This window comes from Lentzea guizhouensis, from assembly GCF_001701025.1.
GTDB lineage: Bacteria > Actinomycetota > Actinomycetes > Mycobacteriales > Pseudonocardiaceae > Lentzea > Lentzea guizhouensis.
The window spans coordinates 7,105,408-7,126,628 of sequence record NZ_CP016793.1; the positions used below are offsets into that span (position 1 = coordinate 7,105,408).

A 21,221-nucleotide genomic window follows, 5' to 3' on the forward strand; every position below is an offset into this window, starting at 1 on the left:
GATTCGAACCAGTGATAGCGTTTCGGTGAACCACTGATCCAAGGAGGAAGCAATGATCATCGTCACGGGTGCCACCGGCAGGCTCGGCCGCCAGGTCGTGGAGGAGTTGCTGGAGCACGTGCCCGCCCGTCCGGGCCGCGACTTCACCGGCCCGGCGACGCTGGACCACGCCTTCGAGGGCGCCGACCAGCTGCTCCTCGTCTCGGCCGCGATCCGGCCCGCAGGCCGCCGGGCCAGGGCCGCGGTCGACGCCGCCGTGCGCGCCGGCGCGTCCCGCGTGCTCTACACCAGCCACCAGGCGGCCTCGCCCGACTCGGAGTTCAGCCCTGCCCGCCAGCACGCGGCCACCGAGAAGTACCTGGCAGAGCAGAACATCCCGTACACGGCACTGCGCCACGGCTTCTACACGAGCACCTTCGAGCACTACGTGCCCGCTGCCCTGAAGACCGGCCAGTTCCGCCTCCCGGCCGACGGCCCGGTCTCGTGGACCGCGCACGCCGACCTCGTCGCGGCCGACGTCGCCGCCCTCACCAAGCCCGGTCTGTTCGACGGCGCGACCCCGCCCCTCACCGCACCGGACCTGCTCGACTTCGCCGATGTGGCGGACATTCTCAGCTCGCTCACCGGCCGCGCGACCAAGCGGGTGGTCGTGGCCGACGAGGAGTGGAAGGCGGCGGTGGTCGCGCAGGGCATGCCGGAGGCGGCGGCGGAGTTCACCCTCGGCATGTTCCGCGCGGCGCGGGCCGGTGAGTTCGCGGTCACCGACCCGGCCCTGGAAGACCTGCTGGGGCGTCCGGCGATTCCGGTGCGCACCGTGCTGGAGGACCTCCTGCGCAGCCGCTAAGCCTGCAGCGAGTCGGCGTGGACCCGGCTGTACCGGCTCGCCGGCCGCGGCAGACCGTAGTGCTCGCGCAACGTCCGGCCGGTGTACTCCGTGCGGAACAGCTCGCGGGCACGCAGCAGCGGCACGACGTGGTCGACGAAGTCCTCCAGCCCGGACGGCAACAGCGGTGCCATCACGTTGAAGCCGTCGGCCGCACCCGTGGTGAACCAGAGCTCGATGTGATCGGCGACCTGCTCGGGCGTGCCGGCGACGACCTGGTGGCCGCGGCCGCCGCCGAGCCTGCCGAGCAGCTGGCGCAGGGTCAGCCGCTCGCGCTCGGCCAGGTCGCGCACCAGCTCGAATCGGCTCTTGGCGCCGTTGACGTGACTGACCGGCGGGAGCTCCGGCAGGCGTTCGTCGAGCGGATGGCCGGTGAGGTCGATGCCGATCAGCTCGGTCAGCTGCCGCACGGCGCGGGCCGGGATGATCAGGTCGTCCAGCTCCGCGGCGAGCGCCAGCGCCTCCGCCTCGGTGCCGCCGAGCACCGGGACGATGCCGGGCAGCACCTTCAGGCCGTCCGCCGGGCGCCCGAAGGCCTCGACGCGCCGTTTGATGTCGCCGTAGAACGCGGTGGCCTCCGCGTGCGTCTGCTGGGCCGTGAACACCGCCTCCGCCCACGCCGCGGCGAACGACCTGCCGTCCTCGCTGGAGCCGGCCTGCACGAGCAACGGGTGTCCCTGCGGGCTGCGGACGGCGTTCAGCGGCCCGCGCACGGAGAAGAACTGTCCTTTGTGGCCGATCTCGTGCACCTTGGTCTCGTCCGCGAACACACCGGTGGCCTGGTCGACGACCAGCGCGTCGTCCTCCCACGAGTCCCACAGCGCGGTGACGACGTCGAGGAACTCGTCGGCCCGCCGGTAGCGCTCGGCGTGCTCGGTGTTGACCTCGCGGTTGAAGTTCTGCGCCGACCGGTCCTGCGCGGTGGTCACGATGTTCCAGCCCGCGCGGCCGCCGCTGATGTGGTCGAGCGAGGAGAACAGCCTGGCGAGGTTGTAGGGCTCGCTGAAGCCGGTGGACGCCGTCGCGATCAGTCCGATGTGGTCGGTCACCTGCGCGAGCGCGGTCAGCAGCGTGAGCGGCTCGAACCGGCCGGCGGCGGTGTGCCGGACGTCGCCCCAGATCTGCACGCCGTCGGCGAGGAACACCGAGTCGAACGTGCCGCGCTCGGCGATCCGCGCGAGGTGCTGGAAGTGGGTGACGTCGTCCAGCGCGCGCGGGTCGGTGCGCGGGTGCCGCCAGGCGGCCTCGTGGTGGCCGACGCCCATCAGGAACGCGTTGAGGTGGAGCTTGCGTGCGGACAACTTCAGACTCCCTGCCAGACGGGGTTTCGGACGTTCAAGGGGTCGGCGTAGAGGGCGTCCAGCTGGACGGCACCGGCCGCCACGGCCAGGACGTCCTCGCCGAAGCTGCTCGCCAGCACCGCGTCGGCGGACGCGCGGGACATCGCCGCCACCTCCTCGCGCAACGCGGCGGCGCACTCGGGCAGCCGGTTCGTGCCGAGCTCGGTGACGACGAGGACCTCGGGGTCGAGGAAGTCGAACAGCACAGCCGCCGCCCGCCCGACCACGCGCGCCCGTTCGACGAGGTGCGCCCGCGCGACGGGGGACCCGGCCACGGCGTCGTCGACCAGGTCGAAGACGTACGGCCGGCCGATCACCCCGTCCCGGTGCGCCCGCTCGGCCAGGCGGTCGGACACGGAGGCCTCGAGACACCCGCGCTTGCCGCACTCGCACCGGACGGCCGGGTCCCAGCGCCAGGTGCGCGACGTCACCGGCGGCGGAGCGGTCCCCGGTGGGTCCCGGCGGTCACGATCGCCGCGTCCACGACGTTGCCGACGAACAGGTGCAGCAACGAGTCCCGGCCGCTCGCGCACCGAAGAGCTGCTCGCGGGCCAGTGCCGCGCGTGGCTGTCGACCCGCACGGGCAGCCCGGTGCGCGGTCAGCAGCGCCCCCCTCGACGTCGCGCCAGCCGAGCGAGGCGTGCCGGACGATCACGCCGTCGCGCGCGTCCACCAGCCGCCCGCCGCCACCCAGCCCGATCGGGATGTGCGCGGGGAACCGGTCGGCGTGCAGCCGCAGCAGCTCGTCCGCGGCCGTCGTCAGCACCTCGTGCGGGTCGTCGCGGTCGGTGTGCGGGATCGTCCGCCGTGCCAGGACCCGGCCGCGCAGGTCGGCCAGGCTCAGCGTGCAGAACGGGTGCGCGACGTGCACCCCGGCCACGACGTGCCGGCTCGTGTCGATGTCCACCGGCACGTGCGGCCGCCCGATCCCTTGGTAGGAAACGGCTTCCGGTACCTCGACGAGCAGGCCCAGCTCGGTGAGCGCGGCACAGGTCCTGGTCACCGCCGCCGGGCTCAGCCCGGACGTGCGGGCGATGGAGCTGCGGGCGATCGGACCGCAGCGCAGCACCGTGCCGAGCACCACCGACGCGGCCGTGCTCACGAGATCAGCGGCGGGCCGGCGGGCGAGAGCGCGGGACCGACCGCCCGCGCGGCTCCCGGCGTGCGGCCGTGACCCCAGCCGATCTGCCTGCGGTAGCTGCCGAGCAGACCGGTCTCCCGCAGGTGCTCCTCGTCGTGCGCGAACGACTCCGGTGGCAGCGGATGGGTGTGCGGCGCGACGAACAGCGCGTCGGCCGGGCAGTTCGCCTCGCACTGGAAGCACGTCTGGCAGTCGGACTGCCTGCTCACCACCGGAAGTCCGTCCGCGCCCCGGTCGAACACGTTGGTGGGGCACACCTCGATGCACTTGTCACAGGCGATGCACCGCGCCGCCGACACGAGCTCGATCACGCCGCCGCTCCTTCCGGTCGGGCCCACACCTCGTCCAGCCCGCCGGAGGTGATCCGGTGGTGCCGGGCGGGGTCGAGCTCGGGGTGGTCGAGCCGCTTGGCCATGCCGCGGCTCTCGTCGCGCAGCAGGGCGGAGGTGTACATCCAGCGGGCGTGCGCGACCATGGCCACGCCCAGACGCCGTCCAGCTCCCGACGCCGCCCGCAGCACGTCGCCGTGGCGCAGGTAGTTTGTCGTACGGCAACACCTCGGCCTGCACGGTCCGACGACCTCGGTGACGTCGACGTCCTTCGGCACCGGTGGGACGCAGTCCGCACGCCCGCCGCGCTCACCTGCCGGGTGCCGCGGCCGAGCGCGCGGGCGAACCGGGCGGCGGTCCGGCCCGCCCACGAACCGGACGAGATCGCCCACGCCGCGTTGTGGCTGCCACCGCCGGTGAACCCGCCGCAGATCAGCTCACGCGTGGCGGCGTCACCGGCGGCGTAGAGGCCGGGAACCGTGGTGGCGCAGCCGTCGTCCACGATCCGGATGCCACCGGTGCCGCGCACGGTTCCCTCGGCCAGCAACGTGACGGCGAACGGGTCGGTGAACGGGTTGACGCCCAGCCGGTCGAAGGTCAGGAAGAAGTTGGGCTGCGCCAGCCGCATCGCCTTCTGCGCGGCCTCGTCGGCTAAGTCCAGCTTGCAGAACACCTTCTCCATCAACAATGTTCGCGCGATCACCGACCGGCCGCGCTGGCTGCCGGCGCCTTCGAGCACCTCGCCGTTCGCCCGGTAGAAGGTGGCGTAGTTGTAGAACGCGGTCTTGGTGACCGAGGTGTGCTCGGGCGCGATGCCATAGGCGTTGGAGAACTCCATGCCGGACAGCTCGGCACCGGTCTCGGCGGCGAGCAACGTCCCGTCGCCGGTGTTCACGTTGCAGCCGAACGCCTTGCTCAGGAACGCGCACCCGCCGGTGGCGAGCACCACCGCGCCCGCGCGCACCTCGAACGGCCGGCCTGCCTGCCGCCGGTACCCGGCCGCGCCCGCCACCGCGCCGTCCGCGGCGGTGAGCAGTTCGGTGACCGGGCTGTGGTCGAGGACGGTCACACCGGCGCGCTTGACCCGGATCCGCTGGCGCCGCATGTACTCCGGGCCCTGCAGACCGTTGCGCAGCGGTGTCCCGTCCGGTCCGGTGGGAAACGGGTAGCGCCCGGCCTCGGCCAGCTCGTTGACCCGCTCGTAGGTCTCGTCGAGCACCCTGGCCATCCACCGGCGGTCGGCCAGGTACCCGCCGAGTGCCTCCCGGCTGGACATCGCGGCCTCACGCGCTTCGGGGTCCGGTGGTACGTACCAGACGCCGGTGCCGACGGACGCGGTCGCACCGCTCGTCCCGCAGTACCCCTTGTCCGCGAGCACCACCGAGGCGCCCTCTTCCGCTGCTTTCAGCGCGGCCCACGTGGCGGCCGGACCGCCGCCGACCACCAGCACATCAGCTGTGAGTGTCATGACGGCTCCTCATGCTCCGACCGGGACGCGCCAGGAGGTGAACCGGCGCTCCAGGCCGACCAGCACCTGGTTGAACAGCACGCCGATGGCGGAGAGCGTGATGATCCCCGCGTACATCTGCGGGATGGCGAAGTTGAACTGCGAGGCGTTGATCAGGTAGCCCAGGCCCGCCTTGGCGCCGACCATCTCCGCGGCCACCAGCACCAGGATCGACAGCGCGCCGGCCAGCCGGATCCCGGTGAACACGGTCGGCACCGCCGAGGGCAGGATCACCTTCTGGAACAACCGGAACCCGCTCAGGTCCATCGACCGCGCGAGCCGCAGCAGCGTCGGGTCCACCGCGCGCACCGCGCTGATCGTGTTGAGCAGGATCGGCCAGGTGCACGCGTAGAACACGATCGCGATCTTGGACGTCTCGCCGATGCCCAGCAGCAGCACGAACACCGGCAGCAACGCGAGCGCGGCGGTGTTGCGGAACACCTCCAGCAGCGGGCTGAGCAGCGTCGCCACCGGCTTGTACCAGCCGATCAGCAGACCGAGCGGCACGGCGGCCGCGACCGCGAGACCGAAGCCCGACAACGACCTCACGAGGCTCGCCTGCGTGTTGTCGAGCAGCTTGCCGCTCACCGCGAGGTCCCACCACGACGCCATGACCGTGGAGAACGGCGGCAGGAACGTGGCGTCCACCAGGCCGAGCCGGGGCGCGACCTCCCAGACGGCCAGCAGCGCGGCGATGGCCACGACCTTGCCGACACCGGTCAGCACCGCGTCGGCCAGCTTCGCCAGCGTCCGCCGTGGCCGGGACGGTGGCGTCGTGATGCTGTTCTCGGTCCGTGACGGGCTTTCCAGCAGTGCGGTCATACGCCCACCACCTCCTTCTCCTGGAGCTGGGCACGGGAGACCTCGTCGTGCAGCAGGTCCCAGATGCGGTGCCGGTAACGGGCGAACTCGGTGCTGGAGCGCAGGTCGTCCTGCCGGGACCGGTCGCCGAGGTCGATCGCCACGGTGTCCTTGACCCTGCCCGGCCGCGAGGTCAGCACGACGACCCGCTGCCCCAGGTAGACCGCTTCGTCGATGGAGTGCGTGATGAAGACGACGGTCTTGCCGGTGCGCTGCCAGATCCGCAGCAGCTCGTCCTGCAACGACTCGCGGGTCTGCGCGTCCAGGGCGGCGAAGGCCGCGAGGTCAGCACGACGACCCGCTGCCCCAGGTAGACCGCTTCGTCGATGGAGTGCGTGATGAAGACGACGGTCTTGCCGGTGCGCTGCCAGATCCGCAGCAGCTCGTCCTGCAACGACTCGCGGGTCTGCGCGTCCAGGGCGGCGAACGGCTCGTCCATCAGCACGACGGACGGCTGCTGGGCCAGGGTCCGCGCCAGCTGGACCCGCTGCCGCATGCCGCCGGACAGCTGGTGCGGGTGCCGGTCCTCGAACCCGGTCAGCCCGACCAGGTCGAGGAACTCCCGAGCCCGCTCCGCGCGCTGCCGGCGCGGGACACCGGTCGCCTCCAGCCCGAACTCGACGTTGCCCTGCGCGGTCCGCCACGGCAGCAGCGCGTACTGCTGGAAGACGATGCCGCGGTCCAGCCCAGGACCGGTGATCCTGCGCCCGTCCAGCAGGATCTCGCCCTCGCTCGGTTCGGTGAGACCGCCGAGCAGGTCGAGCAGCGTCGACTTGCCGCACCCGCTGGGACCGACCAGGACGACGAACTCACCGCGTTCGACGTCGAGGTCGACGGTGTCGACCGCGTGAACTCGTTGGTGTACAGGTCGGTGAGCTTCACCTGGTCCTTGGTGACCTCGCCGCGCTCGGCGAGCCAGTCGACCCAGATGGAGAGCTCCTGGTCGAGGATCTTGCCGCCCTTCTGCGCCACACCGGTGGACTTCCAGTACCGCAGCGCCGCGGGGTCCTCGTTGCGGCCCCGCCTGGTGAGGACGTCGACCTTGCGCTTGACCACCTCCTCGCGCGGCGTGGTGCGGCTCCACTCGATCGCCCTGGCGATGCCACTCGTGAACGTGCGGACCGTGCCGGGGTTGTCCCGCAGGAACTTCTCTTGCGCACGCCGCCCTTCTCCAGCGCCTTGTCGCGCAGGATGCCGCCGAGCACGCCGACCTCGATCTGCTTCTGCCGCACCGACTGCTCGGTGTTGACCGGCGGCACGACGATCGGCTCGACCTTCTTGATCTCGTCCTGGCCCAGGCCCGCGCGCTTGAGGTAGATGCCGAGCATGGCCTCGTGGTGCGCGCCGAGCGTGTTCATCCCGACCTTCTTGCCCAGCAGGTCGCGCGCGGTGCGGACGGGGCTGTCGTCGAGCACGTAGAAGCCGCTGTAGGCGTTCTCGTCGGAGCCGTAGTAGCCGATCACCGACTTGATCGGCGCCCCGGCCGCCTTCAGCTTGACCACGGCACCGTTGAACGCGCCGCCGAAGTCCACCTGCCCGGTGGCGGCGGACTGGATGTCCTGCGGGCCGCTGATCGTGTTGCCGACCCACTCGAGCTCCACGTCACCGAGGTAGCCGAGCTCCGCGGCCAGTTCCGGCAGCGTCACGTCACCGGCCCAGCCCTGGTAGCGCAGCGTCTTGGTCTCCACCCCCGCGCCCGCCGCCGTGGAACAGCCGACGGTCGCCGCTGTCAGTCCGAGTAGGGAGAGGCCGAGGAAGTTCCGTCGCGTGGTGGTCACGGCAGGTCCTTTGCTGAAGGGAAACGGGCACGCCGAACAACGGGACGATCAGTCCCGAGTGGAATGAGGAGGTGGTTTCAGCGACCGGTGCGACAGAACGCGCTGGCGTGCCGTCGGAGATCGACGTGCCGGCGCGAGGTGAGGAAGGCGGCTTGGCTCACGGACGGAGCGTCACATCCGGATCGGGCCGGGTCAACGGCCGGAACGGACGTCCCACATCATGGAGGCGGACTGGACGCCGGCTCCTATTTTTCACGCTGGAAGGAACTCGCCGGATCGATTTGTTCCAGCTGCTGAGAACATTCGAATTCTCCCTGCCGGATGTTGCGCGGGGGAGCGGACCTCAGCACGGTGGAGAGCAGGTTCGCCTCCACGAAAGGAAGTTCGCGATGACCGCACAGCTTTCCGCCACCGTCGCCAAACTGGGTGCGGGCATCGGCGCGCGGATCGACGGCGTCCGCCTGGGCGGTGACCTGCCGGACCACGTCGTCGCGGAGGTCAGGGCGGCGTTGCTGGCCCACAAGGTCGTGTTCTTCCGCGACCAGCACCACCTGGACGACGCGGGGCAGCTCGCGTTCGCGCGGCTGCTCGGGCAGCCGACGCTGGCCCACCCCACGGTGAAGGGGGAGAGCCACACCAACGTCCTGGCGATCGACTCCGACCAGGGCAGGGCGAACAGCTGGCACACCGACGTCACGTTCGTCGACCGGGTGCCCGCGATCAGCATCCTGCGCGCCGTCGAGCTCCCGCCCTACGGCGGCAACACGGTGTGGGCGAACACGGCGCGCGCCTACGACGAGCTGCCCGTGGCGTTGAAGGCGCTCGTGGACCGGCTGTGGGCTGTGCACACCAACCTCTACGACTACGCGGGTGACGTCGACGCAACGCGCATCGGCGGCGTCGACGTGAAGGAACAGGCCTACCGCCAGGAGTTCGAGTCGCTGCGCTACGAGACCGAGCACCCGGTGGTGCGCGTGCACCCCGAGACCGGTGAGCGCGTGTTGCTGCTCGGCCACTTCGTCAAGCGGATCGTCGGGGTGAGCTCCGCAGAGTCGAAGGCGATCTTCGAGCTGCTGCAGAACCGGGTGACCCGGCTGGAGAACACCGTGCGCTGGCAGTGGGCCGACGGCGACGTGGCGGTGTGGGACAACCGGGCCACCCAGCACTACGGCGTCGACGACTACGACAACGCCCGGCGCCGCCTGCACCGGATCACCATCGCCGGCGACGTGCCGGTGAGCGTCGACGGCGTCGCCAGCACCACGCGCGTGGGCGACGCCGCGCACTTCTCCGAGCTCTGACAGCCGGGTTCGGACGGCTGAGTTTCTGACACACGGGCGGCCGTGCGCGTGTGACCCACGCGCACGGCCGGACCCGCTTCTGCCCGGTTCCCCTACTGCCTGGTTCCCCTGCTGCCCGGATCTCCTACTGGGCGGTCGGGACGGGGTGGCCCTCCGATGCCTGCACGACGACGATGCCCTGACCCGACAGCGCGAGCTGGTAGGCCTCGCCGGAACCGCGGCCGATGACGGCACCGAGCTTCGCCGTCTTGCGGATCGAGGACTGCAGCGTGGCCGACCACAGCACCGCGGACTGCATGTCGACGAACGTCGGCACGTCCACGTTCAGCACGACCGGCGTGCCGTAGGCGGTGACGGCCAGCGCGCCGGTGCCGGTGAACGTGGTGTTGAACAGGCCGCCGCTGAGCATCGACGCGCCCTCGGTGCGGTTGATGTCCCACTGGAGCGTGCTGTCGAAGGCGAGCACGTTCTTGCCGTTGACGGTGACGCTCTCGTTCTCCAGGTACAGCACGAAGATCTCGTCGGCGTCCTGGGCGAGGAACACGTCGCCGCTGCCGGAGACCTTCATCAGCGACATGCCCTCACCGGTGAAGGCCTTCTTGAACAGCTTGCCGAGGCCACCGGCGCCTTCGTAGGCGAAGTCGACGTCACCCTGGTAGGCGACCATCGAGCCCTGCTTGGCGAAGAAGAAGCCGCCGCTGCCGGTGAGGTCCACCTTCAGCATGCGTTCGTTCTGCAGTTGGAAGCTTCCGGGCTCGACGGGCCGTTCCGCGTGGTTGAACAGTGAGCTGCGCATGCGGAGATCATGCCGTAGCCGCTTTCCGGACGATCCCGCGCGCCATCGTTGCGAACACGACGTCGTGCAGGGGCTTCTGAACCAGCCAGTACAGCTGGCCGAGCAGCCCGTCCGCGGTGAAGGTGACCTTCTGCCGATAACGCGTGCGGCCGCCGTCGCGGTCGACGCGCATCTCGAGCAACGTGTGGCCGGGCATCTTCATGTCCGCCCGCAGCACCAGCTGCCGCGCGTCGTCGTCGCGGCGCACGACGGTCCAGAAGTCGACCACGTCTCCTGCTCTGACCTCGGGCGCCCGGCCGCGGTAGAGCCCGATGCCGCCGAGCAGGTGGTCGACCGCGCCCCGCACCGTCCACACGAGAGGAATGGTGTGCCAGCCGTCCTCGCCGCCCACCGTGTTCACCGCGCGCCAGACGTCGTCCGGTGACGCGTCGGTCAGCACGGTGCGTTCCTCGGTGAAGACCTCGCCGCCGGCCGGGTCCGCCTCCGGCTCGGTCGCGGCCCGGATCGCGTTGTCGACGCTGGTCATGCCACCGGGTGGCGGGGGCAGCACGGCGGTGACGGGTGGGCCACCGGTCGCGAGGTCGTGCTCCAGCGAGGCGAACAACGGCTCCGCGACCGCCGCCTTCACCGGCGTCACGAGTCCGGCGACCTGCGCGGCGAGCTTGTGCGACCACAGCGGCGCCGGCAGTGGCAGGCGGACCGGGAGCTTGAGCACCCACGCACACCGCTGCAGCATCTCCAGGTAGCTGAGCTGCTCGGGACCCGGCACGTCGAACACACCACCCACCGGTTCCGCGAGATCCGCGGCGGCTGCGAGGAAGTGCACGACGTCGGCGACCGCGACCGGCCTGCTGGTGTTGTGCATCCAGGACGGCACCGGCACCCACGGCGTGAGCCGCGCGGTGGACCGCAGGAGCTCGAAGCTCGCCGAGCCGTCGCCGATGACCATCGACGCCTGCAACACGAGTGCGGGCACCGGACCCGCGGTCAGCACGTCACCGACCTCCGCGCGGGAGGCCAGGTGCGCGGACAGGCCGGGGGAGTCGGGCCGCGGGCCGCCGACGTAGACGATCTGCCGCACCTGCGCCTGCGCCGCCGCTGCCGCCAGCACGTCGGCGGCCTCGCGGTCGACCTCGGCGAAGTCCGGCCGGTTCAGCGAGTGCATCAGGAAGTACACGACGTCGTTGCCCGCCAACGCTTCCCGCATCACCCGGCGGTCCGTGGCGTCGCCGACGTGGACCATCACGGTGGTGGGGAACCGGGTGGCCTGCGCGCCGTCGCGGACCAGCACGGCCACGTCGTGGCCGTTCTTCAGCAGCTCCGGCACCAGGCGCGACCCGAGGTGCCCGGTCGCGCCCGTGACGAAGCACCTCATCGGATGCCGGTGCGGTTCTGCAACGCGCCGACCTTGATGCCGTACAGGAAGAACACGGCCATGAACACCTCGATCTGCTGCTGGGAGTTGAGCCCGTCGAGGTCGACCGCGACCTCCGTGTCCCGCACGTCCGCCGGCTCGGTCAGCCGCCGGTTGAACACCGCCCGCGCCACGTCCTGGGCGCGTTCGTCGACGTCGGCGTGGAACAGCCGGCGCAGGTCGCAGTCGGGTGGCAGCGGGTGGTGGACGAGCTCGGCGGGGTAGCGGGCGTTCATGACGCGCGCGGCCGTGTTGAGCGTGTGGGCGATGAGCGTCGCGCCCTTGCCGAAGTGGTCGACCACCGCGGCCAGCTCTTCGAGGGTCGCGACGTCGTCCTCGATGCTGACCGGTGTGCTGATGTCGAGGTCGAGGCGTTCCATCGCCATCGCGACGTTCGCGAGCACCTGGACGGGGTCGACGACGAACTGGTCGCCGAGGTGAACACTCGCACGGTGGTGGTGCGGATCGAGTAACTCCTGCGTCTCGCGGTCCAGGGGCAAGGGGAGCAAGTCGTCGTGGTCGGTCGTCACGCGGATGACTTGCCCACTTTGGAGTGAGTGCAATCGTCCGTCCACGAACGTATGACGGCGTGGTTGCCGAACGTCGTACGCGGGTACCGCTGACCGATGAGGACGTCGATCGCGTTGTTCACCCGAGACCTGCGGGTGCACGACAACCCGGTGCTGCACGCCGCGTCCGCCGCGGACCGGTGCATCCCGTTGTTCGTGGTCGACGACGCCATCATCTCCTCGGCCTTCTTCAACGCCAACCGGGCCTCGTTCCTCACCGACTCCCTGACCGACCTGGACGCGGCGCTGCGCGACCGCGGCGGCAGGCTGGTGGTGCGCAGGGGAAACCCCGTCGACGAGGTGGCGCGGGTCGTCCGCGAGCACGACGTCACCGAGATCCACGTCGCCGCCGACGTCAGCAGGTACGCCCGCCGCCGCGAGGAGGCCCTGCGGGAGCTGGCCGCGGACCTGCACGTGCACGACTCGTCGATCAACGCCGTCCCGCCGCTGTCCCTCACCCCGTCCGGCGGCGGCGACCACTTCGCCGTGTTCACGCCGTACTTCCGCAAGTGGGAGACCGTGCACCGGCGCGGAGTCCTGCCGCCACCCCGCCGCCTCACCGTGCCGGAGCTCGGCGGCGACGTGCCCGAGCTGCGCCACGGCACGCCGTCACCGGACCTGGCCGAGGGCGGCGAGACGGTGGGCCGGAAGATGATGACGAGCTGGATGCACACCGGCGTGGCCGACTACGCCGACGTGCACGACGCACTGGCCGACGACGCCACCTCCCACCTGTCCCCGCACCTGCACTTCGGCACGGTGTCGGTGACCGAGCTGCTCAACGGGGTCGGCACCGCCACCGAGGGCGCCCAGGCCTACACCCGTCAGCTCGCCTGGCGCGACTTCCACCACCAGGTGCTCGCCGCCCGCCCGCAGTCGGCGACGCGCGACTACCGCACCCGGCACGACCGCTGGCGCCACTCCGAGCACGACCTCGCGGCCTGGCGCGACGGCCGCACCGGGTATCCGATCGTGGACGCGGCCATGCGCCAGCTCGCCAGGGAGGGCTGGATGCACAACCGCGCCCGCCTGATCGCGGCCAGCTTCCTGTGCAAGACCCTGTACCTGGACTGGCGGCTCGGCGCCCAGCACTTCATCGACCTGCTGGTGGACTGCGACCTCGCGAACAACCAGATGAACTGGCAGTGGGTGGCCGGCACGGGCACCGACACCCGCCCGAACCGCGTGCACAACCCGCTGGCCCAGGCCGCCCGCTACGACGCCGACGGCCGGTACGTCAAGCGCTACCTGCCCGAACTGGCCCAGGTGGACGCCCGGCACGTCCACGAACCGTGGAAGCTCCCCGAAGCCGAACGGGACGCGCTCGACTACCCGCCACCGGTGGTGGACCTGGCTGAGGCGGCCGACAGGTTCGCGGCGGCACGTGGCCTGCGCCGGCACCGCTGAGCCCGGGTCAGGTGTTCTTGCGCAAGGTCTCGCTCGGTGGCACCCCGTACGCCCGTCGGTAGTCGACGGCGAACCTGCCCGCGTGCGCGTAGCCCCACCGGTGGGCGACGGAGGTGACCGGACCACCGCCCGCCAGCAGGTCCTCGTGGGCGCGGCCGAGGCGGACCTGGCGCAGGTAGGCCATCGGCGTCAGGTCCAGGTGACGGCGGAACGCGAGCTGCACGGCGCGCGGCGTGACGAACGCGTGACGAACGCGGCGGCGGCGGTCGGCGCGCCGATGTCCTGTGGGCGTGCCGGCGAGGCGCGAAGGCGGTCAGCACGCGGCCTCCTGGCGGCGTTGCCAGCACGGTCGGCGCATCGACGAGCGGGCTCGACGCCGCGTTGGCAGCAGGTCGCGCGAAGCGGCGCCGGGAGGCGGGCGCAGCGAGCCGAACCGCAGCGCGGGCAGGGGCCGGTCGGGCATCGACCCGGTCACCTGGGCGACGGCTGCCGCGGGCACGGTGAGGATCCGCGCGCGGAAGTCCACGCACCGCACCACGTAGTCGCCGCGGGGAAAGGTGCCCAGGCAGACGTCACCGGCCCGGTAGCGCTCGGTGTGCTTGCCCAGCTCCGCGTGCACGCCGCCGGTGACGAGCGTGGTGACCGACAGGTCGTCGGTGCCGTCCAGGTGCAGGGTGAGGTCCGGTGGCATCGTGATGTCCACGTGGCTCAGCCCGCCCGCGCTCACCTGGGACACCGACACCGGCGATGCCCGGTCGAGCCGCCCGTCCCTCGGCGGCTGCGCGCGGTACATCTGGCTGATGAAGTCCTGGGCCTGGTCCGGGTCGGTCGTGGAGAACTCGAAGCGCCGGGGAGGAACGCCTCCGGTGAGCGCCGACGTGGTGGCCATCAGGACCCCTGGCCTCCTCGTCCGGAGCCGCGACCGGGTGGTGAGATCGTTCGGGTCCGACCATGCCACCTCGCCGGCCGGGCTGACCAGTCCCGTGCCCGCTCGACTGGTGGCGACCGGCTGCGCCCGTGACACTGGAGGGGACGAACGGAGGTCGCGGTGAAGCGGGTGGGCGTGATCATCCTCGGAACGGTGCTGCTCGTCGTCGGCATCGCGCTGCTCGTCCTGCCCGGCCCCGGCCTCCTGCTGGTGCTCGCCGGCCTGGTCACGCTCGCCTCGGAGTTCCCGAAGCTGGAGCGCTACGTCGACCCGGTCCGCGACCGGGCGGTGAAGGCGGCGGAGGACAGCGTCTCGTCACCGGTGCGGATCGCGTTCTCGGTGGCGGCGGGGCTGGGGTTGATCGCGGCGGGCGTGGTGTGGGGGACCGTGACGTGGGTGCCGCTGCACGGGTGGAGCACCGGGACGAGCCTGATCCTGTCCGGGCTGGTGCTGCTCGGGTTGCTGGGCTGGAGCTACCGCAACGTGCGTGAACGGTCAGGAACGGGCGGCTAGTGCGATGACCACGAACCTGTGCCGCGTTTCGCGGCGGTCAGACGGGTGCATCGTGGGGCCGGCCCCACGAGGTGCCCTGCTGAGCGTCGGGGAACACGGTGAAGATTGTGGTCACCGCACTAGCGCTTGCTCTCGCGGTATGCCGACGGACGCACGCCCTGGTGGCTCAGGAACGCCGTCGACAGCGCTCCCGGGCTCGCGAACCCGCACCGGTTCGCGATCTGGCCGATCGTCAGGTCGGTGTCCGTGAGCAGCGTGCGGGCCCGCTCGATCCGCAGCCGGGTGAGGTGGCGGTGGGGCGTCTCGCCGGTCGCCGCGCGGAAGACGCGGATGAAGTGGTAGACGCTCAGGTGGACCTCGGCGGCGACGTCGGCCAGCCGCAGGGGCTCGGCCAGCCGGTCGCGCATCACCGCGATGCCGGCGCGGACCGCCGCGTGTTCCGGGCCGGGCAGGCGGTGGTGCCGGCCTCGGGTGAGCAGGTGCGTCGTGAGGAACTCCGCTGCCGACTCGCCGTAGACGTCGCCCTCGCCGCCGGCCGCGGGCAGGGCCCGGACGAGGTGCTCGACGACGGGATCTCCGTGGGCCAGTGACGCCGCCACCGCCTCGAAGTCCGGTGCGGGTCCGCCCAGCCGGGCCGCGACGCGCGCGACGGTCGCCGACGGGATGTGGACCTGGACGGTGCGCATCGCCGAGGACGTCCGGTAGTCGCGGACGCTGTCCTGGCCGGGGACGACGAGCTCGAGCGTTCCCGGTGCTTTGCGGTCGTGCACCGGCTTGCCGCCCTTGCGGATGCGCATGGTCGCGTTCCCCAGCGACGTAGAGGATCAGGTGCAGGTCGGCCACACCCGGCAACGGGACGTGCTCGGCTTCCGGGGCGTGGTCGAAGGACTGCACGAGCAACGACCGCCAGCCCGCGTCGCCCCAGCTGCAGAACGTGCGCCGCACCAGCGCCGACGGGTCGAACGTCGCGTACGGGGCGAGGTCGAGGTCGGGGGAGTCGAACACCTCACCACCCTGGTGATTTGCCGCAACCAGTCCGCGCGCTCGTCGACGCCAGTGTGGTCTCCGGCGAACGGGTCGCCGCGCCAGAGGGCCAGCGCTTGGTCGAGCAAGCCGGCGTGGGCCAGCCGGCGGAACCGGGTGGAGGTCGATGGTGTCCTCCAGTCGGCAACCACTGGAGCCGTGGTGGATCCGCGGGACATGGCCGGTGGAGCCGGGGTGCGTTTCCGTGCTGATCGCCTTGCGAAGCAAGGACGTAGCCCGCGGGAGTGTCGCGCGCGGCGTTTACCCCACACCCGTTCGACGAGCCGGCCGGTCCGCGCCACCTGGTTCGCGTCGACCAGCAGCACCGCCAGCACGCTGCGGGAACGCGCGGAGTCGAGGTCGGCACGCGCGTTGCCGACCCACACCTCGGCGTTGCCGGGCACCCGGAACTCACCCGACTCCACCACCCCCGGACCGGGTGTTGCCCGATGTGCGGCGAGAGCGGCCGGGATGTTCCGGTTCAGGCACACTTGGCACAGCGCCCGAACTGAGCGATGGTGAACGGAGCACGGCAGAGCAGGAGGCCCCCCGATGGCGCTCGCAGACCACGAGAAGCGTTCGCTCGAGGAGATCGAGCTGCGGCTGTCCGAGGACGATCCGAAGCTCGCGGCGCGGTTGACGCGGCCGTCGAGGCTGGCGGTGGTGTCGGGGCGGGCTGGGCGGTTGCTCGGCGGGTTGGCGGTGTACCTGGTCGGGTTGCTGGCCGTGGTGCTGGGCGTTGCCTGGGGCGTTGTGGCGCTCGTTGTGGTGGGTGCGGTGATGGGGACCGGGGTGTTCGTGGGGTTGATCGTGGAGGCTTGGCGGGGGCAGCGGAGGTAGTCGCTCGCCGTTCCGGGCGCGGTGGCTGCGTAGGGCGTCCCCCAGTTTCCGCAACAACATCCTCTCTGTTGCGTTGAGCGGCTGCCGGTTGCGCAGGTGGTTGCGTTGCGGGACCGCTTGCGGTGAGCGGCTCGCCTTCGGCTCGATCAAAAGCAGGCGGTCTGTGCTGCCGATGGAGTCATTTGGGCCCAATTTCCATATTTTTCGTATCGAAACCTTCTCCCCGACGACATCCCTGACGGGTGTGCCGCTCCCGTTCTGCGATCACCCGATCGCGCTCGGTGCACCTGCACAAGGCTTGTCTCGGATGAGAGGGGCGTTTGTGAGAACCTCGGGCAGACGTGTCGCAAGACGTGCGCTTGCAGGGATCGTCGTGGTGGCCAGCGGGTTGTCGGCGGGTGTGGCGACGGCGTCGGCGGCGGCTTCGGCGGTGGCGCGGGAAGGGGTCGTGGTTGCGGCTCCTGCGGGGAAGGCGATCGCGGACCGGTACGTCGTCGTGCTCCGCGGTGGGGTGGCGGTGGCGAGTGCCGGGGCGCTTGCCAGGCAGTACAACGGGACCGTGACTGCCAGTTGGCAGCACGCGTTGCAGGGGTTCGCGGTCAACGCGAGCGCGGCGAACGCGAAGGCGTTGGCGAAGGATCCCCGTGTGGCCGCGGTGTACCAGGATGCCGTGGTCTCCATCGACGGGACGCAGGTGAACCCCCCGTCGTGGGGGCTGGACCGGGTCGACCAGCGGCGTCTGCCGTTGGACCAGCGCTACCACTTCGGGCCGGCCGCGGCGAACGTGCGGGCCTATGTGATCGACACGGGTGTTCGTGTCTCGCACGCGGCGTTCGGTGGGCGGGCGAGTTGGGGGACCAACACGACCGGGGACGGCAACAACACCGACTGCAACGGGCACGGCACGCACGTGGCAGGCACGATCGGTGGGGCGGAGCACGGGGTTGCGAAGGCGGTTCGGCTCGTTGCCGTCAAGGTGCTGGACTGTGCCGGTAGCGGCAGTTTCGCCGGTGTGCTCAGTGGCGTGGACTGGGTGACGGCCAACGCGGTGCGGCCGGCGGTGGCGAACATGAGCTTGGGTGGTGGTGCTTTCGAGCCGCTGGACACCGCGATCCGCAACTCGATCGCTTCGGGCATCACGTATGCGGTGGCGTCGGGGAACTCGAACACCGATGCGTGCTCGACCTCGCCTGCTCGGGTGGCGCAGGCGTTGACGGTGAACGCCACCGGGGCCGACGACGTGCGGGCGGCGTTCTCGAACTTCGGGCAGTGCACCGACCTGTTCGCGCCCGGTGTGGGCATCACGTCGGCGTGGCACACCAGTGACACGGCGACCAACTCGATCAGCGGCACGTCGATGGCGAGTCCGCACGTCGCCGGTGTGGCGGCGTTGTACCTGCAGCGGCACCCGGCTGCGCCTGCCGGGCGGGTGCACGACGCGATCGTGCGCAACTCGACGGCCGGGGTGGTCGGGAACCCCGGGGCGGGGTCGCCGAACCGGTTGCTGTACTCGCTGTTCACGCGGTGGGCGCCGGAAGGCGACTACAACGGTGACGGGACGACGGACCTGACCGTGTGGCGGCCGTCCAACGGCACCTGGTACGTGCGCGGCATCAGCACCACGCAGTGGGGCATCGCCGCTGACGTTCCCGTTCCCGGTGACTACAACGGTGACGGGACCACGGACCTCGCCGTGTGGCGGCCTTCCGACGGCAACTGGTACGTGCGCGGCATCGGCACCGTCCAATGGGGAATCGCGGGGGACATCCCGGTTCCCGGTGACTACAACGCCGACGGCGTCACGGACTTCGCCGTCTGGCGGCCGTCGAACGGCACTTGGTACGTGCGCGGCATCAGCACCACGCAGTGGGGGACCAGCGGTGACGTTCCCGTTGCGGCCGACTACAACGGTGACGACAGCACGGACATCGCGGTGTGGCGGCCGTCGAACGGCACCTGGTACGTGCGTGGGATCACCACGACCTCGTGGGGTGGCGGCAGTGACGTTCCCGTTGTGGGTGACTACAACGGTGACGCCATCGCTGACCTGGCGGTGTGGCGGCCGTCGAACGGCACCTGGTACGTCAACGGGATCAGCACCACGCAGTGGGGGATCTCCGGGGACGTGCCGGTGGCCGGTGACTACAACGGTGACGGGGTCACCGACCTCGCCGTGTGGCGGCCGTCGGACGGCACCTGGTACGTACGCGGCATCAGCACCACGCAGTGGGGTGTCCAAGGTGACGTTCCGCTCGCCTCGTAGCGAGGTGTGAACGGCCGTGTCGACCGTCCGGCGGGTTCGGTGGCCGGGCGGTCGGCACGGCGTTGACACAAGCGGACAGGATTCGCGTCGGCACTCTCCGTGTGCGCGGGTTCCGTGGTGAACTGCTCTTCGGCTCCGGACGGGCCCGGTGCCGGGAGAGGTGCACCGAATGAGTCTGCGGCGGCGGATCGGTCGTGTCCTTCTGGTCGTGCTGACGGTGTGCGGCGCTGTCACCGGTGCCTCACCGGCGACAGCGGCGGTCACGCCGACACTCGCGTTCGCCAACCCGCAAAGCCAGGCGTTGTACGGGAACGCTTATACGGCCGCGCTGGACAACCTGTTGCGCATCAACAACGTCGGCTACGACCCCGGCTACAACAGGAGCGGTCTGATGGACCCGGCCGTCGGCATGGTCCGCGCGGGCGGTGGGTACCAGCAGCCGTGGACGCGCGACGCGTCGATCAACAGCTGGAACGCGACCAGCCTGCTGGCGCCGGCGCTGGCGGAGAACACGCTGTGGGCGGTCGTCGACAAGGACTCCGCCGGCGCGTTGCGGGTGCAGCAGGACGACCAGCAGTGGGACCAGGTCATCTGGCTCACCGCCGCGTGGCACCACTACCTCGTGACCGGCGACCAGGAGTTCCTCGGCAACGCCTACCGCGCCGCGCAGAACACCCTGACAATCCGGGAGAACGCTCCCACGGCCGGCTTCAACCGCACATACGGCCTGTTCACCGGCGCGTCGTTCTTCAACGACGGCATCGCCGGCTACCCCGCGCCGCCCGCCGACGCCACCGAGTCGATCAGCACCGGCAGCATGCCGTGGCCGGGCATCGCGAGCGGGATGTACCTGAGCACCAACGAGGTCTACTACGCCGCGTACGTCAATGCGGCGAACATGGCCGAGCGGCTGGGACGGACGCAGGAAGCCGCGAGCCACCGCACGAAGGCCGCCGCACTCAAGACCGCGATCAACCGGCACTTCTGGAACCCGGCGACCGGCCTGTACGACTACCAGCTGCTCGCCGACGGGACGCGTGGCGCCCATCAGGAGGGCACCGGGCTCGCGTTCGCGATCATCTTCGGCATCGCCGACCCGGCCCAGGCGAGGTCGATCGTCGCGAACGCCCGCGTGATGACCTGGGGCATGCCCGACACCTTCCCGCACTGGGACCGCTACTCCGACGCGCAACCGGGACGGCACAACGCGATCGTCTGGCCGCTCGTGCAGGGCCTGTGGGCGAAAGCGCTGGCACGGCAGGGCAACCAGCCCGGCTTCGCGGCGGAGACGACCCGGCTGGCGAAGCTCGCGAACAACAACAGCGGGTACTGGGAGATCTACAACGGCACCACGGGTGTGGTGGACGGCGGCTACCAGCGGCTCGGCGACACGGTGAAGTTCCACTGGGGCTCCGAACCGGACCAGACGTGGTCGGCCACGGGGTTCCTCGACATGGTCCACAGTGGACTGTTCGGGTTCCGGTACGGCGAGCGCGGGCTGGCGTTCGCGCCGAACCTGCCCGCGGGCTGGGGTGACGTCACCCTGCGCAACGTCCGCTACCGCAACGCCGACCTCACCATCTCGCTGCGCGGGGCGGGCACGACCATCCGCTCGGTCACGATCGACGGCCGCCCGTCGAGCGCCGAGGTCCCGGCCACGCTGCAGGGCGCGCACACCGTCGAGATCACGCTGACCGGAGCGGCCGGCGGTGACCGGGACGGCGACGGCGTGCCCGACGCGCGGGACCGCTGCGCCGACACCGCGGGCACGGTCTCCGGCTGCCCGGCACCCGGTCACCTCGAAGCCGAGGACGCGCGCAACACCGGTGGCGTCAAGACGAACGTCAACCACACCGGGTACTCGGGCCGGGCGTTCGTCGACGGCCTGTGGGCGGAGGGTGCTGCCTCGTCGTTCACGGTGCACCGCACGTCGGCGGGTCAGGGAACGGGCGCGGTCACGGTGCGGTACGCGAACGCCAACAGCGACGCGCGCACGATGTCGTTGTCGGTGGACGGTCGCGTCGTGCGTCAGGTGAGCTTCCCGAAGGTGTCCGACAGCTGGGACGCCTGGGGGACGGTGACGTTCGACGGTGTGCCGGTCAGCGGTCGCGATCCGGTGATCACGTTGTCCTACGGCACCGGCGACACCGCCCGGATCAACCTCGACTGGCTCGCCTTCCGGGGCTCCGTCAGCTGACCGGGCGCTCCACGACGCGAGCACCGGCAGCCGGCGCGGCCTGCTGACCGCGGTCTTTCCGTCGTGGGCGAACATCTGGGCCGGCTGTGCGCAGGCTCGCTAGGCTTGATCGGCATGCCTCGACGACCTCG

General features: G+C 71.0%; 21 protein-coding genes and 2 pseudogenes. 7 read left to right on the forward strand and 16 right to left on the reverse strand.

Translation table 11 applies throughout. From position 1 onward, the window contains the following. The first annotated feature begins 52 nt into the window (after positions 1 to 52). Positions 53 to 844, forward strand: a complete 792-nt coding sequence (locus BBK82_RS34375) for an NmrA family NAD(P)-binding protein (RefSeq protein WP_065918699.1) — start codon at positions 53 to 55, stop codon at positions 842 to 844. Here the strand turns inward: BBK82_RS34375 and BBK82_RS34380 are convergent. The 10 genes and pseudogenes from BBK82_RS34380 to BBK82_RS56895 form a co-directional block, all read right to left on the reverse strand. Beyond that, a complete protein-coding gene (locus BBK82_RS34380; protein WP_257785402.1) occupies positions 841 to 2,184 on the reverse strand; it encodes an LLM class flavin-dependent oxidoreductase in 1,344 nt (447 codons plus the stop codon). The genes BBK82_RS34375 and BBK82_RS34380 overlap by 4 nt on opposite strands. A gap of 2 nt (positions 2,185 to 2,186) precedes the next feature. Continuing rightward, positions 2,187 to 2,654, reverse strand: coding sequence for an ROK family protein (locus BBK82_RS53075; protein ID WP_218920423.1), 468 nt, complete (start codon positions 2,652 to 2,654; stop codon positions 2,187 to 2,189). Next, entirely contained in the window at positions 2,651 to 3,325 is a 675-nt protein-coding gene (locus tag BBK82_RS53080; RefSeq protein ID WP_218920424.1) for a hypothetical protein, read from the reverse strand. Before BBK82_RS53080 ends, BBK82_RS53075 begins: the two co-directional genes overlap by 4 nt. Beyond that, on the reverse strand, positions 3,322 to 3,675 hold the full coding sequence (locus tag BBK82_RS34390) for a 4Fe-4S dicluster domain-containing protein (RefSeq protein ID WP_065921568.1): 354 nt from the start codon (positions 3,673 to 3,675) through the stop codon (positions 3,322 to 3,324). Before BBK82_RS34390 ends, BBK82_RS53080 begins: the two co-directional genes overlap by 4 nt. Further along, the gene (locus tag BBK82_RS34395; protein ID WP_237047721.1) at positions 3,635 to 5,161 is read right to left on the reverse strand and encodes an FAD-dependent oxidoreductase; all 1,527 of its coding nucleotides are present in this window, start codon (positions 5,159 to 5,161) and stop codon (positions 3,635 to 3,637) included. The genes BBK82_RS34390 and BBK82_RS34395 overlap by 41 nt, the downstream gene beginning before the upstream one ends. Before the next feature lie 9 nt (positions 5,162 to 5,170). Further along, complete coding sequence (locus BBK82_RS34400) at positions 5,171 to 6,022, reverse strand: ABC transporter permease (RefSeq protein WP_065921569.1); 852 nt, start codon at positions 6,020 to 6,022, stop codon at positions 5,171 to 5,173. Further along, positions 6,019 to 6,336 (reverse strand): annotated as a pseudogene (locus tag BBK82_RS49240) (ABC transporter ATP-binding protein); the annotation flags it as partial. The gene BBK82_RS34400 and the pseudogene BBK82_RS49240, both read right to left, overlap by 4 nt. Beyond that, positions 6,336 to 6,908 (reverse strand): annotated as a pseudogene (locus BBK82_RS34405) (ABC transporter ATP-binding protein); the annotation flags it as partial. The pseudogenes BBK82_RS34405 and BBK82_RS49240, both read right to left, overlap by 1 nt. Positions 6,909 to 6,939: 31 nt before the next feature. Continuing rightward, complete coding sequence (locus tag BBK82_RS34410) at positions 6,940 to 7,839, reverse strand: ABC transporter substrate-binding protein (RefSeq protein ID WP_065918700.1); 900 nt, start codon at positions 7,837 to 7,839, stop codon at positions 6,940 to 6,942. Positions 7,840 to 7,916: 77 nt separating this feature from the next. Continuing rightward, positions 7,917 to 8,000 (reverse strand): putative leader peptide, encoded by an 84-nt coding sequence (locus BBK82_RS56895; RefSeq protein ID WP_418287532.1) that lies wholly within the window; start codon positions 7,998 to 8,000, stop codon positions 7,917 to 7,919. Between the two features lie 228 nt (positions 8,001 to 8,228). Here BBK82_RS56895 and BBK82_RS34415 point away from each other — a divergent pair, with 228 nt between their 5' ends. Then, positions 8,229 to 9,140 carry a TauD/TfdA dioxygenase family protein gene (locus tag BBK82_RS34415; RefSeq protein WP_065918701.1) on the forward strand — a complete coding sequence of 304 codons (912 nt, stop codon included), beginning with the start codon at positions 8,229 to 8,231 and terminating at the stop codon, positions 9,138 to 9,140. Positions 9,141 to 9,264: 124 nt separating this feature from the next. Here BBK82_RS34415 and BBK82_RS34420 read toward each other — a convergent pair whose 3' ends face one another. From BBK82_RS34420 to BBK82_RS34430, 3 genes are read right to left on the reverse strand one after another with little or no spacing between them, the layout of a single operon-like run. Beyond that, complete coding sequence (locus tag BBK82_RS34420; protein WP_065918702.1) at positions 9,265 to 9,936, reverse strand: AIM24 family protein; 672 nt, start codon at positions 9,934 to 9,936, stop codon at positions 9,265 to 9,267. A 7-nt stretch (positions 9,937 to 9,943) separates the two neighbouring features. Next, a complete protein-coding gene (locus BBK82_RS34425) occupies positions 9,944 to 11,311 on the reverse strand; it encodes a DUF2867 domain-containing protein (RefSeq protein WP_065918703.1) in 1,368 nt (455 codons plus the stop codon). Next, positions 11,308 to 11,880, reverse strand: a complete 573-nt coding sequence (locus BBK82_RS34430) for a hypothetical protein (protein WP_065918704.1) — start codon at positions 11,878 to 11,880, stop codon at positions 11,308 to 11,310. The genes BBK82_RS34425 and BBK82_RS34430 overlap by 4 nt, the downstream gene beginning before the upstream one ends. A gap of 96 nt (positions 11,881 to 11,976) precedes the next feature. Between BBK82_RS34430 and BBK82_RS34435 the strand changes: the two genes are divergently transcribed. Next, positions 11,977 to 13,326 (forward strand): cryptochrome/photolyase family protein, encoded by a 1,350-nt coding sequence (locus BBK82_RS34435; protein WP_065918705.1) that lies wholly within the window; start codon positions 11,977 to 11,979, stop codon positions 13,324 to 13,326. A 7-nt stretch (positions 13,327 to 13,333) separates the two neighbouring features. Here the strand turns inward: BBK82_RS34435 and BBK82_RS34440 are convergent, their stop codons facing one another. Both BBK82_RS34440 and BBK82_RS34445 read right to left on the reverse strand, forming a co-directional pair. Beyond that, positions 13,334 to 13,549: a helix-turn-helix transcriptional regulator gene (locus tag BBK82_RS34440; RefSeq protein ID WP_065918706.1), complete on the reverse strand. Its 216-nt coding sequence runs from the start codon at positions 13,547 to 13,549 to the stop codon at positions 13,334 to 13,336. Positions 13,550 to 13,639: 90 nt separating this feature from the next. Beyond that, positions 13,640 to 14,215 (reverse strand): hypothetical protein, encoded by a 576-nt coding sequence (locus tag BBK82_RS34445; RefSeq protein WP_065918707.1) that lies wholly within the window; start codon positions 14,213 to 14,215, stop codon positions 13,640 to 13,642. A gap of 159 nt (positions 14,216 to 14,374) precedes the next feature. Between BBK82_RS34445 and BBK82_RS34450 the strand changes: the two genes are divergently transcribed. Then, positions 14,375 to 14,767: a PGPGW domain-containing protein gene (locus tag BBK82_RS34450; RefSeq protein WP_065918708.1), complete on the forward strand. Its 393-nt coding sequence runs from the start codon at positions 14,375 to 14,377 to the stop codon at positions 14,765 to 14,767. 119 nt (positions 14,768 to 14,886) lie between these two features. Here BBK82_RS34450 and BBK82_RS34455 read toward each other — a convergent pair whose 3' ends face one another. Beyond that, entirely contained in the window at positions 14,887 to 15,564 is a 678-nt protein-coding gene (locus tag BBK82_RS34455) for a helix-turn-helix domain-containing protein (protein ID WP_237047722.1), read from the reverse strand. Between the two features lie 778 nt (positions 15,565 to 16,342). Between BBK82_RS34455 and BBK82_RS34460 the strand changes: the two genes are divergently transcribed. The 3 genes from BBK82_RS34460 to BBK82_RS34470 all read left to right on the forward strand — a co-directional run bounded on the left by BBK82_RS34460 (position 16,343) and on the right by BBK82_RS34470 (position 21,090). Then, positions 16,343 to 16,630: a DUF3040 domain-containing protein gene (locus tag BBK82_RS34460; RefSeq protein WP_065918709.1), complete on the forward strand. Its 288-nt coding sequence runs from the start codon at positions 16,343 to 16,345 to the stop codon at positions 16,628 to 16,630. 376 nt (positions 16,631 to 17,006) lie between these two features. Beyond that, positions 17,007 to 18,893: a S8 family serine peptidase gene (locus tag BBK82_RS54845; RefSeq protein ID WP_257785404.1), complete on the forward strand. Its 1,887-nt coding sequence runs from the start codon at positions 17,007 to 17,009 to the stop codon at positions 18,891 to 18,893. A gap of 169 nt (positions 18,894 to 19,062) precedes the next feature. Continuing rightward, positions 19,063 to 21,090 carry an MGH1-like glycoside hydrolase domain-containing protein gene (locus BBK82_RS34470; protein ID WP_065918711.1) on the forward strand — a complete coding sequence of 676 codons (2,028 nt, stop codon included), beginning with the start codon at positions 19,063 to 19,065 and terminating at the stop codon, positions 21,088 to 21,090. Positions 21,091 to 21,221 lie beyond the last annotated feature (131 nt).